This window comes from Pseudomonas tremae (genome assembly GCF_001401155.1).
GTDB classification, from domain to species: Bacteria; Pseudomonadota; Gammaproteobacteria; order Pseudomonadales; family Pseudomonadaceae; genus Aquipseudomonas; species Aquipseudomonas tremae.
Genome location: NZ_LJRO01000024.1, coordinates 63607 through 80026 on the forward strand (window position 1 = coordinate 63607; position 16420 = coordinate 80026).

Below are 16420 nucleotides of genomic sequence, written 5' to 3' on the forward strand. Positions count from 1 at the left end.
CGCTGCGCAGTGTCGCTTCAAACAAAAAAAAAGACGCATGAGCGCCGCCTCGTTGAATGTTCAATGAGGCAGTCGGGCGTGTGTTTGCAGATGCTGAAAAGCAGAGGTGAGCGTTCAGGGATCATGAGACCCGCTGTGTCACGGCTCTTCTTTCAGGCCTTCTTCCATTTTTTGCAGTTCTTGCTTGAACGCTTGATCCAGCAGGCTGGCTCGTTTGCGCCATGGCTTGCGTTCCGGTTCCGGTTGCGCAGCGTAGGTGGTGATTTCGCCGCCGTAGACATCCTTGTAACGTTGCTCCTGGCGCTCAAGTTCCGCGCGCAGTTCATCTTTAGTCACTGTATTACCTGTTCAAGTCGAAATGGGTCTGGTGTTCACGCAAGACATCGCAAGTCTGTCAGCTCTCGTCCGATCGCCAGCCTTGATACAGGCAGCGGCCTGCAAAGGCGTAGAACCGGGAGGGGCTGACATCCTGCTATTGCCTGCGGCTACGCGCACCAGAAAAGCAGTTGTCGTAGCGACATACGTTTTGATTCAAAGCGCCGGTGCCGCAGTTGACTGGGATCCCGGTGATCGCTGCGTGTGCAAAGGCTGACAACACTTCAACAGGATAGTCGAGGCCGAAAATGCATGCACTGACGCGTGGGCACGAAGGTGATTAAGGTAATGCCGTCCCGCAGATGAACACTATCTCCAAGAAGTCCGGTGACGTCAACATCAGAGCTTGAATAAGTTTGCATGATTATTTTTTTGTAAGACTGTTCCTAAGTTTTAGTGGGGCCTTTATATGAAATAACTTTTATAAAGCATTCATCAATGGTTTGTGACAGGACGCGTACATGAGATTCACAAGTCTCGCTCTGTAGAGAACAAGGGGGTGAATTGGGTCTTTTGTAAAGGCAGGGGGTAACGGCGGGGGACGATGACACGGTCTGTAATGAAAACGGCCTTGCTGGTTGAGCAAGGCCGCTGCCTATGACTTCTCAGTGGGTACCTGACCAGTAATTTCCAAGAAGTCACTTCATGGCAGAGGTAAAGGTATAAGCATATTTGCGTGGGGTCAATTGCGATTATCGGCCACCTGTTCGATAATCGCACAATCTGATAGGTGCTTAACGGCGCAAAACGATCTGAATCCTTTGTTTTACAAGGCCTGAACACGCGTTAAAGAGGGTGCGACAATGAACGACGAACTGCGTAATTCTTTTGCCTCATTGGCGCCACCCATCGTGGCGTCGCCTGCCAAGCGTATTCAGGCCCTGACCGGTGATCCGGACTTCATGACCTCGCTGGCGCGCGGTCTTGCCGTTATCCATGCCTTTCAGGAGCGCAAGCGACACCTGACCATCGCACAGATCAGCCACCGCACAGAGATCCCCCGTGCGGCAGTGCGGCGCTGTCTGCATACGTTGATCAAGCTGGGGTACGCGACCACCGACGGGCGCACGTATTCGCTGTTGCCCAAGGTCCTGACCCTCGGTCACGCTTATCTGTCATCGACACCGCTGGCGACTTCTTCGCAGCCTTATCTGGACCGCATGAGCGATCAACTGCACGAGGCCTGCAACATGGCCACGCTGGAAGGCGACGACATCCTTTATATAGCCCGATCCGCGACCACTCAGCGTCTGATTTCGGTCGACCTTTCCGTCGGCGGTCGTCTTCCTGCCTATTGCACGTCAATGGGGCGGATACTTTTGGCCGCGCTAGACGATGTGTCATTGCACGAATACCTGGACCACGTCGATCTACAGCCCAAGACCAGCCGCACCATTCGCACGCCGGAAGCGTTGCTCGAATGCCTGCAATTGGTTCGTCAGCAAGGCTGGTGTATTGTCGATCAGGAACTTGAGCAAGGGCTGCGCTCTATTGCCGTCCCGGTCTATGATGCATCGGGCCAGGTGCTGGCGGCCCTGAATGTCAGCACCAGCGCAGGGCGCGTGGCGCGAAGTGAGCTGGAGCAGCGCTTTTTGCCGATCATGCTCGACGCCAGCCGCGACCTGAGCACCCAGCTGTTTACCTGATTGAGCAAGTCGGGGCCGTCACAAGTGAATTTGTTCGGTTACCGAACGGTTAGTCGATTATCGGATTGTTTGCCCCGTTGCTCAGGCATAACCTCATTTTCATTCCGGCGCAGGTTTCCGCGCTGATCATTGAACGTGATGTTGGGTTCGGAGCACCTCATGGCAGATATTCTTTCTCTACGCGATGCGGTGAAGCAACTGGTCAACGATGGCGACACCGTTGCGCTTGAAGGCTTCACCCATTTGATCCCTACAGCCGCTGGTCATGAAATCATTCGTCAGGGCAAAAAAGACCTGACGCTGGTCCGCATGACGCCTGACCTCATCTACGACCAGTTGATCGGCGCAGGGTGTGCGAAACGGCTGATTTTCTCGTGGGGTGGCAACCCTGGCGTCGGTTCTCTGCATCGCCTGCGCGACGCAGTCGAAAAACAGTGGCCACGAGCGATGGAAATCGAAGAGCACAGCCATGCCGACCTCGCCAATGCTTATGTCGCCGGAGCCTCGGGCCTGCCGTTTGCCGTACTGCGCGCCTACGCGGGTTCCGATCTGCCCAAGGTCAACCCGCTGATCAAGACCGTTACCTGCCCGTTCACCGGAGAAGTGCTGGCCGCAGTGCCTTCTGTGCGCCCCGACGTGACAGTGATTCACGCGCAGAAGGCCGACCGCAAGGGCAACGTTCTGCTGTGGGGCATTCTGGGCGCGCAGAAAGAAGCCGCCCTGGCAGCCAAGCGCTGCATCGTGACGGTGGAGGAGATCGTCGATGACCTCAAGGCGCCGATGAATTCCTGCGTGCTTCCGACGTGGGCACTGAGTGCGGTCTGCCTGGTGCCTGGCGGTGCTCATCCGTCATATGCACATGGCTACTACGAGCGTGATAACCCGTTCTATCAAGCCTGGGACCCGATTGCCCGCGATCGGGAAAGCTTTACGGCGTGGATCGACGAATACATCCATGGCACAGCAGATTTCAGCGAATTCCAGAGCAAGCTGGCTCGCGCTTCGGAGGCCAAATAATGACGTACTCCACCAGTGAAATGATGACCGTCGCTGCCGCGCGGCGTTTGCGCAACGGCTCGGTATGCTTTGTCGGCATCGGATTGCCCTCCAAGGCTGCGAACCTGGCACGGCTTACGTCTTCGCCCGATGTGGTGCTGATTTACGAGTCAGGCCCGATTGGTGCCAAACCCACGGTATTGCCCCTGTCTATCGGTGACGGCGAACTGGCGGAAACCGCCGATACAGTTGTTTCCACCAGTGAAATTTTCCGCTATTGGCTGCAGGGCGGCCGGGTTGATGTGGGTTTTCTGGGCGCCGCGCAGGTTGACCGTTTTGGCAACATCAACACCACCGTGGTTGGCGACTACCACCATCCTAAGGTGCGCCTGCCGGGCGCTGGTGGCGCGCCCGAAATTGCGGGGTCTGCAAAGTCGGTGTTGATCATTCTGAAACAGTCGGCACGCTCGTTCGTCGACAAGCTGGACTTCATTACATCGGTCGGCCACGGCGAAGGCGGCGACTCACGCAAGCGTCTCGGCCTGCCGGGTGCAGGTCCAGTGGGCATTATCACCGACCTGTGCATCATGGAGCCGGAGGCCGGCAGCAACGAGTTCATCGTGACAACGCTGCACCCTGGCGTGAGCCGCGAGCAGGTCGTTGCGGCTACGGGCTGGGAAATCCGCTTTGCGGAGAACGTGGTTGTGTCCGAAGAGCCCACTGATGTCGAGCTGACGGCGTTGCGTGATCTTGAGGCCCGTACCGCCGCAGCCCATGGCCAGGTTGCAGGAGAAGCGTGATGCGCGACGTGTTTATCTGTGATGCGATTCGTACACCGATCGGTCGCTTCGGTGGCGGTCTGTCCACGGTGCGGGCTGATGATCTGGCCGCCATACCGATCAAGGCATTGATGGAACGCAACCCCACAGTTAACTGGGAGGAGGTCGATGAAGTGTTCCTCGGCTGCGCCAATCAGGCCGGTGAGGACAACCGCAACGTGGCGCGCATGGCGGCGTTGCTTGCCGGCCTGCCGAAAAGCGTTCCCGGTGTCACTCTCAATCGCCTGTGCGCTTCCGGAATGGACGCCATCGGTACTGCGTTCCGGGCCATCGCTTCGGGCGAGATGGAGCTGGCTATAGCAGGTGGTGTGGAGTCCATGTCCCGCGCGCCGTTCGTGATGGGCAAGGCCGATGCCGCGTTCTCGCGCAACATGAAGCTGGAAGACACCACCATCGGCTGGCGTTTCATCAACCCGGCCATGAAGGCACTGTACGGTGTGGATTCCATGCCGGAGACCGGCGACAACGTCGCAGCCGACTTCAAGATTTCTCGAGCCGATCAGGACGCTTTCGCCCTGCGCAGCCAGCAACGCACTGCCGTTGCCCAGGCTGCGGGCTTTTTCGAGGAAGAGATCGTTCCGGTAAGGGTCGCGCACAAAAAGGGCGAGACCACAGTCGACAAGGACGAGCACCCGCGTGGCGATACCAGCCTGGAAACCCTGAGCAGGCTCAAACCGGTCAACGGCCCTGAGCAGACCGTCACCGCTGGTAATGCTTCTGGCGTCAACGACGGAGCTGCGGCGCTGATTCTGGCGTCCGCCGAGGCGGTCAAGAAGCATGGCCTCACCCCTCGGGCCCGCGTACTTGGCATGGCCAGCGCCGCCGTCGAGCCCCGGGTGATGGGCATTGGCCCGGTGCCTGCAGTGCGTAAGCTGGTCGAGCGGTTGGGGCTGGCGGTCACTGATTTCGATGTCATCGAACTTAATGAAGCCTTTGCCAGCCAAGGCCTTGCCGTGTTGCGCGAGCTGGGTCTGGCGGACGATGCGGCACAGGTCAATCCCAATGGTGGCGCCATTGCGCTCGGGCATCCGTTGGGCATGAGTGGCGCCCGACTGGTGCTGACTGCATTGCACCACCTGGAGAAAACCGGCGGGCGCAGAGGGCTGGCAACCATGTGCGTCGGGGTAGGGCAGGGCTTGGCGCTGGCTATAGAACGTTAAACTCTTCCACCTCAAACTCTTTGTGCAGCAACCCGGTTCATCTTTCTGTCTCCACGAAAAGACAGGTAGATAATCCGGGTTGTTGCGCGTTTACGTGTCCGTTGACGGCCGAAGCAGCCTGAGTGATTGTGCTTGGTCATAGACGGTGTTACAGGTTGTTTCTTACGGACAGTCTTGCTGAGGGGGAAATAATGACGACAACATCAAAAACACCGCATTACACAGGCGAGGAGCGAAGCAAAAGAATCTTTGCGATTGTCGGGGCGTCTTCGGGGAATCTTGTCGAGTGGTTCGACTTTTATATCTATGCCTTCTGCGCCATCTACTTTGCACCTGCTTTCTTTCCATCCGATGATCCGACCGTTCAGTTGCTCAACACCGCAGGTGTGTTTGCAGCGGGCTTTCTGATGCGGCCGATTGGTGGCTGGCTGTTTGGCCGTGTGGCTGACAAACATGGCCGCAAGAACTCGATGCTGATTTCGGTCACCATGATGTGCGCAGGCTCCTTGATCATCGCGTGTCTGCCGACTTACGCCTCGATTGGTGCCTGGGCGCCGGCACTATTGCTGATGGCGCGCCTGCTTCAAGGTTTGTCGGTGGGCGGCGAATATGGCACTACCGCAACCTACATGAGTGAAGTGGCGCTGCGTGGCCAGCGCGGCTTCTATGCGTCGTTTCAGTACGTGACGCTGATCGGCGGCCAGTTGCTGGCGGTGCTGACGGTGGTGATTCTGCAGCAGTTTCTCAGCACTGAAGAATTGCGGGCCTATGGCTGGCGCATCCCGTTCGTGATCGGCGCGGCGGCCGCAGTGATCGCCTTGCTGCTGCGTCGCACGCTCAATGAGACCACTACCGCCGAAAGCCGCCAGGACAAGGAGGCGGGCAGTATCGTCGCGCTCTTCAAGAACCACGCTGCTGCTTTTATCACGGTGCTGGGCTACACCGCCGGTGGCTCGCTGATTTTCTACACGTTCACCACGTACATGCAGAAATATCTGGTGAACACCGGCGGTATGGAAGCCAAGACTGCCAGCTACATCATGACCGGAGCACTGTTTCTTTACATGTGCATGCAGCCCTTCTTCGGCATGCTCGCGGACCGTATCGGTCGTCGCAATTCGATGTTGCTGTTTGGTGCGTTGGGCACGCTGTGTACGGTGCCGATCCTGATGACCCTGAAAACCACCACCAACCCGTTCATTGCCTTCATGCTGATTACCCTGGCGTTGGCGATTGTCAGCTTTTACACCTCTATCAGTGGCCTGGTTAAAGCGGAGATGTTTCCACCGCAGGTGCGTGCGTTGGGTGTGGGCCTGGCGTACGCAGTGGCCAACGCCATGTTCGGCGGCTCGGCGGAGTGGGTGGCATTGAAGCTCAAGAGCGCCGGGATGGAAAACAGCTTCTACTGGTATGTGACGGCGATGATGGCGATAGCGTTTCTGTTCAGCCTGCGGCTGCCGAAAGAGCCGAAGTACCTGCACCAGGATCATTGATCGCACAGTTCTACCGGCATAAAAAACCCACCTGATCAGGTGGGTTTTTTATGCGCTGCAATCAGAACACTGCCATTAGAACAGCTGCACCGAAGGTTTCTCTTTAGAGATGGTTTCGGTCTGGCCGGTCCTCTCGTACCAACCGCCGCCGAGGGCCTTGTACAGGTTGACCTCGCTGGTCAGCTGCGACAGACGATCGGTGATCAGCGTTTGTTGCGCGCTGAACAACGAGCGCTGGGCGTCGAGGAAAGTCAGGTTGCTGTCGATGCCAATGCGGTAGCGGCGTTCGGCCAGACGGTAGTAGTCCTGGTTGGCCGCGACATAGTCACGCTGCGCCTGGAGCTGTTCGTCGTAGGTCTTGCGCGAAGCCAGGCCGTCGGAGACTTCCTGGAAGGCGGTCTGAATCGCCTTCTCGTAGTTGGCGACACTGATTTCCTTCTGGATTTTCGAGTAGTCCAGACTGGCGCGCAGGTTGCCGGCGTTGAAGATCGGGATGTTGATGCTCGGCTGGAACAGCCATGCTCCAGAGCCTCCTTTGAACAGACCGGACAGTTCCGAGCTGCTGGTGCCAGCACTGGCCGTCAGGCTGATGCTCGGGAAGAACGCTGCACGTGCCGCGCCAATGTTGGCGTTGGCGGCCTTGAGCGTGTGCTCGGCTTGCAGAATGTCTGGACGGCGCTGCAACAAATCTGACGGCAGGCCTGCCGGCATTTCGGTCAGCATGTCGGAGTCCAGCAGATGGCTGGCTGGCAGGTTGTCGGGCAGGTTGGTGCCAAGCAGCATCACCAGACTGTTCTGATCCTGAGCGACCAGACGCTGGTACTGGGCCAGTTTGGCGCGCGCACTTTCGACAGCGGTACGCGACTGGCTCAGGTCCAGCGCCGAAGAAACACCGACTTCATTGCTGCGCGAAGTCAGGCGGAAGCTTTCTTCGTAGGTCTTGAGGGTGTCTTGCGTCAGCTTGAGCAGTTCCTTGTCGGCCTGCCAGGTCATGTAGGCATTGGCCACGTTGGCCACCAGGCTGATCTGGGTGCTGCGACGCGCTTCTTCACTGGAAAAGTAGGTTTCCAGTGCTTGTTCGCTGAGGCTGCGCACCCGACCGAACAGGTCCAGCTCGTAGGCACTGACGCCCAGCGTTGCCGAATAGCTGCTGTTGATGCCGGCCTGGCCGGTCTGCGACTGGTCCGCAGGCACGCGCTGACGGCTGCCGCTGCCGGTGGCCGATACAGCCGGGAACAAGTCCGAACGCTGGATGCGGTACTGGGCGCGGTAGGCGTCGATATTCAGCGCCGCAACCCGAAGGTCACGGTTGTTGAGCAACGCGGTCTGGATCAGCTGTTGCAGGGCCGGATCATTGAAGAAGTGGCGCCAGCCTTGCTCCGCGGCGGCCATCTTGGCCCCCTCTGCCGGCGAGTACGCCGGGCCTTGTGGATACTGTGCGGCGACCGGGGCTTCCGGCTGCTTGTAATCGGGGATCAAAGAGCAGCCGCCGAGAATGAACGCGGTAACTGCAAGAGAGATCAATGACTTGCTCATTGGCCAGCCTCGTCGTGTGAAGTATGTTTCTGCTTGCTCTTGAACAGCCCTGAAATCGATACGAAGAACAGGGGCACCCAGAAGATCGCCAGAATAACTGCCGTGATCATACCGCCAATTACGCCTGTACCGATCGAATGCTGACTGCCCGAACCTGCGCCCGAGGAAATCGCCAGCGGTACAACGCCGAGGATGAACGCCATCGACGTCATGATGATCGGGCGCAAGCGCATGCGGCACGCTTCGATCGCTGAATCGGTAAGGCTCTTGCCCTGTTCGTGCAGCTCTTTGGCGAACTCGACGATCAGAATGGCGTTCTTCGCGGCCAGACCTACCGTTACCAGCAGCCCGACCTGGAAGAACACGTCATTGGACAGCCCACGCAGGCTGGTTGCCATCAGCGCACCGATGACACCCAGCGGCACCACGAGGATGACCGCGATCGGGATCGACCAGCTTTCATACAGCGCCGCCAGACACAGGAACACGACCAGCAACGACAGCGCATAAAGGGCAGGGGCCTGGGAACCGGACAAGCGCTCCTCGTAGGACAGACCGGTCCAGGAGATGCCGATACCTTGCGGCAGTTTCTTGGCCAGGGCCTCGACTTCAGCCATTGCATCGCCGCTGCTGTAGCCCGGTGCCGGTGTGCCCAGGATTTCCTCTGCCGCTACGCCGTTGTAGCGCGACAGTTTTGGCGAGCCGTAGGACCATTTGCCGCTGGCAAAGGCCGAGAACGGCACCATTTCCCCCGAGCTGTTGCGCACGTACCATTTTTTCAGGTCTTCAGGCTTCATGCGGGCACCTGCGTCGCCCTGGATGTATACCTTCTTGACGCGGCCACGGTCGATGAAGTCGTTGACGTAGCTGCCGCCCAAGGCGATGGACAACGTGTTGTTGATGTCCGACAGCGTGATGCCCTGAGCGCTGGCGCGTTCGTCGTCAATGATCAACTGATACTGCGGCTCGTCATTCAGCCCGTTCGGACGCACGCCTGCCAGGATCTTGCTCTGTGCGGCCATGCCGAGGAACTGGTTACGTGCCTGCATCAGTTTCTCGTGACCAACGCCGCCCTGGTCTTGCAGGTAAACGTCGAAGCCAGTTGCGTTACCCAGTTCCAAAACAGAAGGCGGCACGATGGCGAACACCATCGCATCGCGCAGGCTGAAGAAGTAGCCCTGAGCACGTTTGGCCAGTTCGAATACGCTGTTTTCCGAAGTGCGTTCTTCCCACGGCTTGAGCATCACGAATGCAATCGCCGAGCTTTGACCGCGACCCGCGAAGTTGAAGCCGTTTACCGAGAACACCGACTTGACTGCGCCACTCTCCTTGGTCAACAGGTATTCACGCATGTTGTCGATGACTTCCTGCGTACGCTCGGTCGAGGAGCCTGCCGGGGTCTGGATCTGGGCGAAAATAACGCCCTGGTCTTCTTCCGGAAGGAATGCCGCGGGAATGCGCATGAACATGAAGACCATGCCGGCGCAGATCAGGACGTAGCCCAGGTAGGCTGGCCACTTGTGCTTGAGCATGTTGCCGACGCCGCGCTCGTAACTGAGAACGCTGCGGTCGAAGGTGCGGTTGAACCAGCCGAAGAAGCCGCGCTTGGGCTGGCCATGCGTCTTCTCGTCGATGGGTTTGAGCATCGTGGCGCACAGCGCCGGGGTGAAAATCAGCGCCACGACGACCGACAGGGCCATGGCCGAGACGATGGTGATCGAGAACTGTTTGTAGATCACGCCAGTAGAGCCGCCGAAGAACGCCATGGGCAGCAGAACCGCCGAAAGTACCAGCGCAATACCTACCAATGCACCCTGGATCTGCGTCATGGATTTGATCGTGGCGTCGCGCGGGGAGAGCTTTTCCTCCTCCATGACCCGCTCGACGTTTTCTACCACCACAATCGCATCGTCCACCAGCAAGCCGATGGCCAGCACCATACCGAACATGGTCAGGGTGTTGATGGTGAAGCCGAAGGCCGCAAGGATGCCGAACGTACCCAGCAACACCACCGGCACTGTCATGGTCGTGATGATCGTGGCGCGGAAGTTCTGCAGGAACAGGTACATCACCAGGAACACCAGCACGATCGCTTCGATCAGGGTGTGAACCACACCGTTGATCGATTCGCTCACCACTGGCGTGGTGTCATACGGGTAGACGACTTTCATGCCCGGCGGGAAAAACGGCTCCAGCGATGAAACGGTCGCGCGGATGGCCTTGGCAGTGTCCAGCGCGTTGGCGCCAGTGGCCAGTTTGATCGCCAGACCGGAAGCCGGTTTGCCGTCGAACTGTGAGTCTGTGCTGTAGTTCTCTGCACCCAGGCCGACCGTGGCGACGTCTTTCAGGCGAACCTGCGAGCCGTCGGTATTGACCTTGAGGAAGATGTTGCCGAACTGTTCGGCTGTCTGCAGACGGGTCTTGCCGATGATCGTGGCGTTCAGTTGCTGACCGCTGATCGCTGGCAGGCCGCCCAACTGACCCGAGGACACCTGGACGTTCTGCGCGGTAATCGCGTTTTTCACGTCCACCGGGGTCAACTGAAAGTTGTTCAGCTTGGCCGGGTCCAGCCAGATACGCATGGCGTACTGCGAACCGAACACCTGGAAGTCGCCCACACCGGAGGTCCGGGAGATCGGGTCCTGCATGTTCGACACGATGTAGTTGGCCAGGTCTTCCTTGCCCATGCTGCCGTCTTCCGACACCAGACCGATCACCATCAGGAAGTTCTTGACCGCCTTGGTGACGCGGATGCCCTGTTGCTGCACTTCTTGCGGCAGCAGCGGGGTGGCCAGGTTGAGCTTGTTCTGCACCTGCACCTGCGCCGTATCAGGGTTGGTACCCTGATTGAAGGTCGCGGTGATGGTCATGCTGCCGTCGGAGTTACTCTCCGAACTCACATAACGCAGGTTGTCGATACCGTTGAGCTGCTGCTCGATGACCTGCACCACGGTGTCCTGCACGGTCTGTGCAGAAGCACCTGGGTAGGTCACCTGAATGCCGATGGCCGGCGGTGCAATGCTCGGGTACTGGTTGATAGGCAGGCTGGAAATCGACAGCGCGCCGACCAGCATGATCACGAGGGCAATAACCCAGGCAAAAATGGGTCGATCAATAAAAAATTTCGACATGGGTTACTCCCCTTTGCTGCCTGCGGCTTTATCAGTGGCCGGGGCAGGCGCCGGGTTTGCTCCTTTAACGTTGGTCGCTTCGGCGACTTTCACTTCTGCACCTGGTTTGACGTATTGCAGGCCTTCGGTGATGACACGATCACCTTCTTTCAGACCGTCTTCGATCAGCCAGTCGCTGCCCACCGTGCGGTTGGCTACCAGCGTGCGCAATTCAACCTTGTTGTCCTGGTTGACCACCATCGCGGTCGGCGTGCCTTTGAGGTCGCGTGTGACACCTTGTTGAGGGGCCAGGATGGCTTTCGAATTGACGCCGGCCTGCAGTTGCGCGTGAACGAACATGCCTGGCAGCAGGCGGTGTTCCGGGTTCGGGAATACGGCACGCAAGGTGACGGAGCCGGTGGTCTGGTCTACCGACACTTCGGAGAACTCCAGCTTGCCTTCCTGGGCATAGGCGCTGTTGTCTTCCAGGGTCAGCTTGACCTTGGCGGCGTTGTCGCCTGACTTCTGCAATTTGCCGCTGTCCAGGTCGTTGCGCAGCTTGAGCATGTCGGAAGATGACTGCACCACGTCCACGTAGATGGGATCGAGCTGCTGAATGGTCGCCATTGCGTCAGTCTGGGCGCTGCTCACCAGAGCACCTTCGGTGACGGCAGAGCGGCCAATCCGGCCGGAAATCGGCGCGAGTACCTTGGTGTAGCGCAGGTTTATCTGAGCGGTCTGCAGGGCGGCCTGAGCTTCCTGGGTCGAGGCCAGAGCGGTGTCGTACTCCTGACGACTGACCGCTTGCTCGCTGACCAGTTGCTTGTAGCGATCAGACATCGACTTGGCGGACTGCAAGGTGGCCTTGGCACTGTTGGCATTGGCCTCATAGACAGCCGGATCGATCTGATACAGCTGCTGACCTGCCTTGACGTCGCCGCCCTCGGTGAACAGGCGCTTGAGAATGATGCCATTCACCTGAGGACGAACCTCGGCTACACGGAATGCAGTGGTCCTGCCCGGAAGTTCGGTGGTCAGGGTGTAAGGCTGAGCTTTGATGGTAACGACGCCGACCTGAGGGGTTTGCGCAGGCGGGGCGGCCTGTTCCTTCTTGCTACAGCCACTGAGCAGTGTTGCCAGGGCGACGGCAGTGACCAGAACGGTAACAGCTGGCTTGAATTGCATGAAGATCCTCGGGGCAGGAGCCTGTTATCTCAACAGTACGTTGAAGTGTAAAAAAATATTTCGGCTAGATAAGTAGCATGCTAAGGAATATACTTACATTCGCGGTTGTTTGTAAACACCCGCGATGCGCATTTGGCCACTCTCCAGTGTGCCGATAGCCGATTCGGGACAAGGCGAGACAAATGCCGCCCGGTTATGTATCCAGGTACTCGTCCAGACAGGTGCCTGAGGTGAATTTCTTGAGGTTTTATTGCCATGGTTCGTCGCACCAAAGAAGAAGCTCAGATAACCCGCAGCCAGATTCTGGAGGCGGCCGAGCAGGCTTTTTATGAGCGAGGCGTTGCTCGCACCACGCTTGCTGATATTGCGACGCTTGCCGGTGTGACGCGTGGGGCTATCTATTGGCACTTCAACAACAAGGCCGATCTGGTTCAGGCAATGCTCGACAGCCTCCAGGAACCGCTCGACGAAATGTCGCAAGCCAGCCAGAGCGAGGAAGAGGAAGACCCGCTGGGTTGCATGAGAGACCTGCTGATTCATCTGTTTCATGAGCTCGCGCTGGACCCGAAAACCCGTCGCATCAATGAAATCCTTTTTCACAAGTGCGAGTTTACGGATGAGATGTGTGATTTTCGTCGTCAACGCCAGGACAACGCCATCCAGTGTCATGACCGTATCACCCTGGGGCTGAACAATGCCGTTCGCCAGGGGCAACTTCCCCAAGGCCTGGACACCGGCCGGGCAGCGGTTGCTCTGTTTTCCTACGTCAACGGGATAATTTATCAGTGGCTATTGGTGCCAGACAGTTTTTCGCTGCCTGCAGAAGCCGAGCAACTGGTGGATGTGTGTCTGGACATGCTTCGCTACAGCCCGACCTTGCGCCGCCAGGCGGTGGCGGTCTGAAAGATATGCGCTCGTGACGAGCCGAGCTTTCGCACAGGGCCTGACTCTGTCAATGCTCTATAGAAATCGGCTTTCACCGACTATGTTAACCGTTTGTCCTGACGGTGCCCGCCGATGACGATCCATTGTCCTGCGAACTTACAAAAATTTGTAGGAAGCAGGTAGGACATTTCCTGATACATGTAGCTGATTTCCCAAAGTAATTTTCGAGTATTGCTCCGTGGGAAAACTCCCTTCACTCTGCGCGTCCTGAAAGCCCAGAAGAGAGGACGGTTGCATGTTTTTGCCGAATCTTGCGCCTGCTTGCCCGACAACCAGTGTCAGCCTCATTGATGCCCATACAGATGATCATGGCTATGGCCAGCGTGCTGTCGGCTATCAACGGGGCGTCATCCAGAGCTGTGAAGCAAACCAGCGCAGTGGGGCACGCCTGGATACTGCCGTTGCAGGGAGGGTCGCTGATGTCAGGCGTCGGAGCTGACGTCGTGAGGTTGCTGGCTAGGCTCGCGCCGCAGTCCGAACGTATGGGGGTGGATTCCCCGCTGGGAATGCCGGTGATCCGCCTGGGGCTGATCACCACGCTGTATTTTCGCAATGGTCATACTGCAGAGATGAAGCGTCGGGTCGATGCCTGCTTTTCGCGCTTTTACGACACATTCAAGACCAGGCTCAAATGGCAATTGTTCAAGCGCATGCGTCGTTTGAGCGGGTCCGGCTTTGCTTCAACCCGCCGTCAGGTTGTAGAGAGCCTTGCGCATGAGCAGTTCACGTGGTCAATTGCCAGTGCTACCCAGGCTGAGGTCGCGATGTACAGCCTGTTTGTGATGAACACGTCGCAAGGGCAGGCGGAAAACGACCGCTCATGCCTGAAGATGGTGCTGCCAGTGTCGTACCTGAGCGAGCCTGACGGGTTGAAACACTACGAAGCCTGGATCAGGTACCTGAGCAGCGAAGTGCAGGCCGAACACGGTTTTGGCGGGCTGGCCTGTGTGCTGCCTTGCGATGGTCATCAATATCTGCCGTGGGAATATCGGCTCGCCCAGGATTACCCGGGGCTGATGGTGGACCCCGGCCCGCACATAGAAAGCCTGCGTTTGCTCGACCGGATCAAGGGTGTCAGTTGGTACACGGTGCTGGGTGAAGGGTTCGTCAGGCAGTTGGGGGGTAGCGACCGATTGCGTGGGGAGATGAGCGCGCACAGCGACATCGTGTTTCACAGCTATCGCAATGGTCTGATTATTCGCGCAGGTGCTGTGCCCGAATTGGGCGGTAGAGGTTTGCCGCCACCGCAGCCTTATGTCACGGTCAATCGAGTCATCAAACCGATTCGCCTGCAGGACACCGGCAATCTTCATCCCTACCTGGCACCCGGTATCGGCTTTACCGAAGAAACCACTGCGCAATGGTATGCCCGGTTCGATGAAAAACCCTTGCCGCCAGTGGATGCCGGGCAGGCATGTCCGCGGTCGGGCTGCTGGTTCAGTAGCGCGCAGTTCGGCTCACGGCGACATTTCACCGAAGGCGAACTGATGCCTGCCTTTGCCCATGTAAAAAGCAAGAAGACCCAGTGGTTTTGGGCCGGCATGTCGTCCTGACGCACAGGGACGATTCAATCCCGGCCCCGCAACAAGGTATTTGGCATGGCGGCGGCTGCGGCCAGGCCGAGTAGCGAAATAGCCGCACTGGTGATCAGCAGATTTCTGAACGTCAACGCCAGCTCGGCGCGCAGGCTCTCAAGTGCTGGCCCGGTAGCAGCATTCAAACTGTCGAGCAGAATATTGCCAGAGCCGCCTTCGCCACCCAGCGCGCCTGCGCCGAGCTGACCGACCCCGGTGTGCTGCAACATGGCCAGCAGCAATGCCGACATCAGCGCCACGCCCACCGCGCCCCCCAGCGAACGGAAAAGATTGGTAGTGCTGGTGGCGACCCCCATGTCCCGAGGCTGGACCGCATTCTGGGTGCCGACCAGCGAAGTCGGGAACTGCATGCCGGTCGCGATACCGGTCAGGACCATGAACACGCTTGTCATCACCAGCGATTGGGGTGGCATGAACGCCATGCCCAGAATGGCGACCGGCATCAGCAGCGCCCCGGTAAGGATCAGAGGTTTGTAGCGTCCGGTGTGCGCGGTACGGCGCCCGGCAAAATATGCCCCCATCGGCATGCCTATGGCCAGCGGAAGCAAGTGCAGGGCAGCGCTGTCGGCACCGCCGCCAGTGACTGTCTGATAACGCAGGGGCATCAGAACAATCAGGGAAATGGCCTGGAAGCTGGTAAAAAAGACAGTACACCAGCACAGCACTGCGCTTTTATTGGCAAACAGATGCATGGGCAGCAAAGGTTCTGCAGCGCGGCGTTCGTACCAGACAAAAATCGCGAGGGTCAACAGGGCTGTGCCTAACAGCAGTTGAACCTGGCTGTCACCCAGACCATGCCCTTGACCGATCTCGGTTATGCCCAGCAGCAGTGCGGTTAGCCCGATGATAATGAACACTGTGCCCAGATAATCGATTATCGGCTTGCGTTGCGGAACCGGCAGGCCGATGAGGGTGCGGTAGGCGACTATCAGGGCGGCAGCGCCGAGCGGAAGATTGATCAGGAAAACCCAACGCCAGGACAGGTACTCGGTCATCAGGCCACCCAATACCGGCCCCGCGACGCTGGCGACGGCATACATGCTGCTGAAATAACCCTGATAACGACCCCGCTCACGGGGTGGAACGATGTCGGCAATGATTGCCTGGCTTACCGAGACCATGCCTCCCGCGCCTATGCCTTGAAGGACGCGCGCCAAGACCAGCTGTTCCATGCTTTGCGCCAGGCCGCAGAACAACGAGGCAAGGGTAAACATGCCCAGCCCGAACAGCATCAATTTGCGTCGGCCGTAAAGGTCGCCCAGCTTGCCATATATAGGGACGGCCACGGTCAACGAAACCATGTAGGCGGATATGACCCACGCCAGTAGGTCGATGTCCCGGAACTGGGCGGAAATGGCCGGCATCGAGACAGCAACAATGGTCTGATCGAGCGCGCTAAGCAGTACTGCCATCATCAACGCGAACAAAATGCTGCGAATGGCCGGAGGCGTTTGAGTAAGACTGGTCAAGGCAAAACCCGATGGCAGTGTTGACCCGCCTCAATGGCGGCGGGAGAGTCTGACCAGTCTAATCCGATAGC

Annotated in this window: 12 protein-coding genes; 7 read left to right on the plus strand and 5 right to left on the minus strand. The window is 58.4% G+C overall.

Translation table 11 applies throughout. The annotated features are described in order from the left end of the window. Positions 1–138: 138 nt before the first annotated feature. The gene (locus ALO43_RS00865) at positions 139–336 is read right to left on the minus strand and encodes a hypothetical protein (RefSeq protein WP_002554967.1); all 198 of its coding nucleotides are present in this window, start codon (positions 334–336) and stop codon (positions 139–141) included. A gap of 842 nt (positions 337–1178) precedes the next feature. On the opposite strand from ALO43_RS00865, the gene pcaR reads away from it, so the two are divergent. The 5 genes from pcaR to ALO43_RS00890 all read left to right on the plus strand — a co-directional run bounded on the left by pcaR (position 1179) and on the right by ALO43_RS00890 (position 6509). Next, a complete protein-coding gene (pcaR, locus tag ALO43_RS00870; protein WP_005889139.1) occupies positions 1179–2021 on the plus strand; it encodes a pca regulon transcriptional regulator PcaR in 843 nt (280 codons plus the stop codon). 159 nt (positions 2022–2180) lie between these two features. Then, entirely contained in the window at positions 2181–3038 is an 858-nt protein-coding gene (locus ALO43_RS00875) for a CoA transferase subunit A (protein WP_024671716.1), read from the plus strand. Beyond that, on the plus strand, positions 3035–3817 hold the full coding sequence (locus ALO43_RS00880) for a CoA-transferase subunit beta (RefSeq protein ID WP_172678979.1): 783 nt from the start codon (positions 3035–3037) through the stop codon (positions 3815–3817). The genes ALO43_RS00875 and ALO43_RS00880 overlap by 4 nt, the downstream gene beginning before the upstream one ends. Further along, complete coding sequence (gene pcaF / locus ALO43_RS00885) at positions 3817–5016, plus strand: 3-oxoadipyl-CoA thiolase (protein ID WP_024671715.1); 1200 nt, start codon at positions 3817–3819, stop codon at positions 5014–5016. The genes ALO43_RS00880 and pcaF overlap by 1 nt, the downstream gene beginning before the upstream one ends. Positions 5017–5207: 191 nt before the next feature. After that, positions 5208–6509 carry an MFS family transporter gene (locus ALO43_RS00890; protein WP_005889148.1) on the plus strand — a complete coding sequence of 434 codons (1302 nt, stop codon included), beginning with the start codon at positions 5208–5210 and terminating at the stop codon, positions 6507–6509. A gap of 75 nt (positions 6510–6584) precedes the next feature. Here the strand turns inward: ALO43_RS00890 and ALO43_RS00895 are convergent, their stop codons facing one another. Genes ALO43_RS00895 through ALO43_RS00905 form a run of 3 tightly spaced genes read right to left on the minus strand, consistent with a single transcriptional unit; the run spans position 6585 to position 12340 of the window. Further along, positions 6585–8045, minus strand: coding sequence for an AdeC/AdeK/OprM family multidrug efflux complex outer membrane factor (locus tag ALO43_RS00895; RefSeq protein WP_024671714.1), 1461 nt, complete (start codon positions 8043–8045; stop codon positions 6585–6587). Next, the gene (locus ALO43_RS00900; protein WP_024691507.1) at positions 8042–11176 is read right to left on the minus strand and encodes an efflux RND transporter permease subunit; all 3135 of its coding nucleotides are present in this window, start codon (positions 11174–11176) and stop codon (positions 8042–8044) included. Before ALO43_RS00900 ends, ALO43_RS00895 begins: the two co-directional genes overlap by 4 nt. A 3-nt stretch (positions 11177–11179) precedes the next feature. Beyond that, the gene (locus ALO43_RS00905) at positions 11180–12340 is read right to left on the minus strand and encodes an efflux RND transporter periplasmic adaptor subunit (RefSeq protein WP_005889155.1); all 1161 of its coding nucleotides are present in this window, start codon (positions 12338–12340) and stop codon (positions 11180–11182) included. A gap of 255 nt (positions 12341–12595) precedes the next feature. On the opposite strand from ALO43_RS00905, the gene pmeR reads away from it, so the two are divergent. Beyond that, positions 12596–13243: an auxin-lysine conjugate-binding transcriptional regulator PmeR gene (gene pmeR / locus ALO43_RS00910; protein WP_005889157.1), complete on the plus strand. Its 648-nt coding sequence runs from the start codon at positions 12596–12598 to the stop codon at positions 13241–13243. Between the two features lie 524 nt (positions 13244–13767). Continuing rightward, positions 13768–14838 carry a DUF3396 domain-containing protein gene (locus ALO43_RS00915; protein WP_162010125.1) on the plus strand — a complete coding sequence of 357 codons (1071 nt, stop codon included), beginning with the start codon at positions 13768–13770 and terminating at the stop codon, positions 14836–14838. A gap of 14 nt (positions 14839–14852) precedes the next feature. Here the strand turns inward: ALO43_RS00915 and ALO43_RS00920 are convergent, their stop codons facing one another. After that, positions 14853–16349: an MDR family MFS transporter gene (locus tag ALO43_RS00920; RefSeq protein WP_054996973.1), complete on the minus strand. Its 1497-nt coding sequence runs from the start codon at positions 16347–16349 to the stop codon at positions 14853–14855. Between the last annotated feature and the right edge of the window lie 71 nt (positions 16350–16420).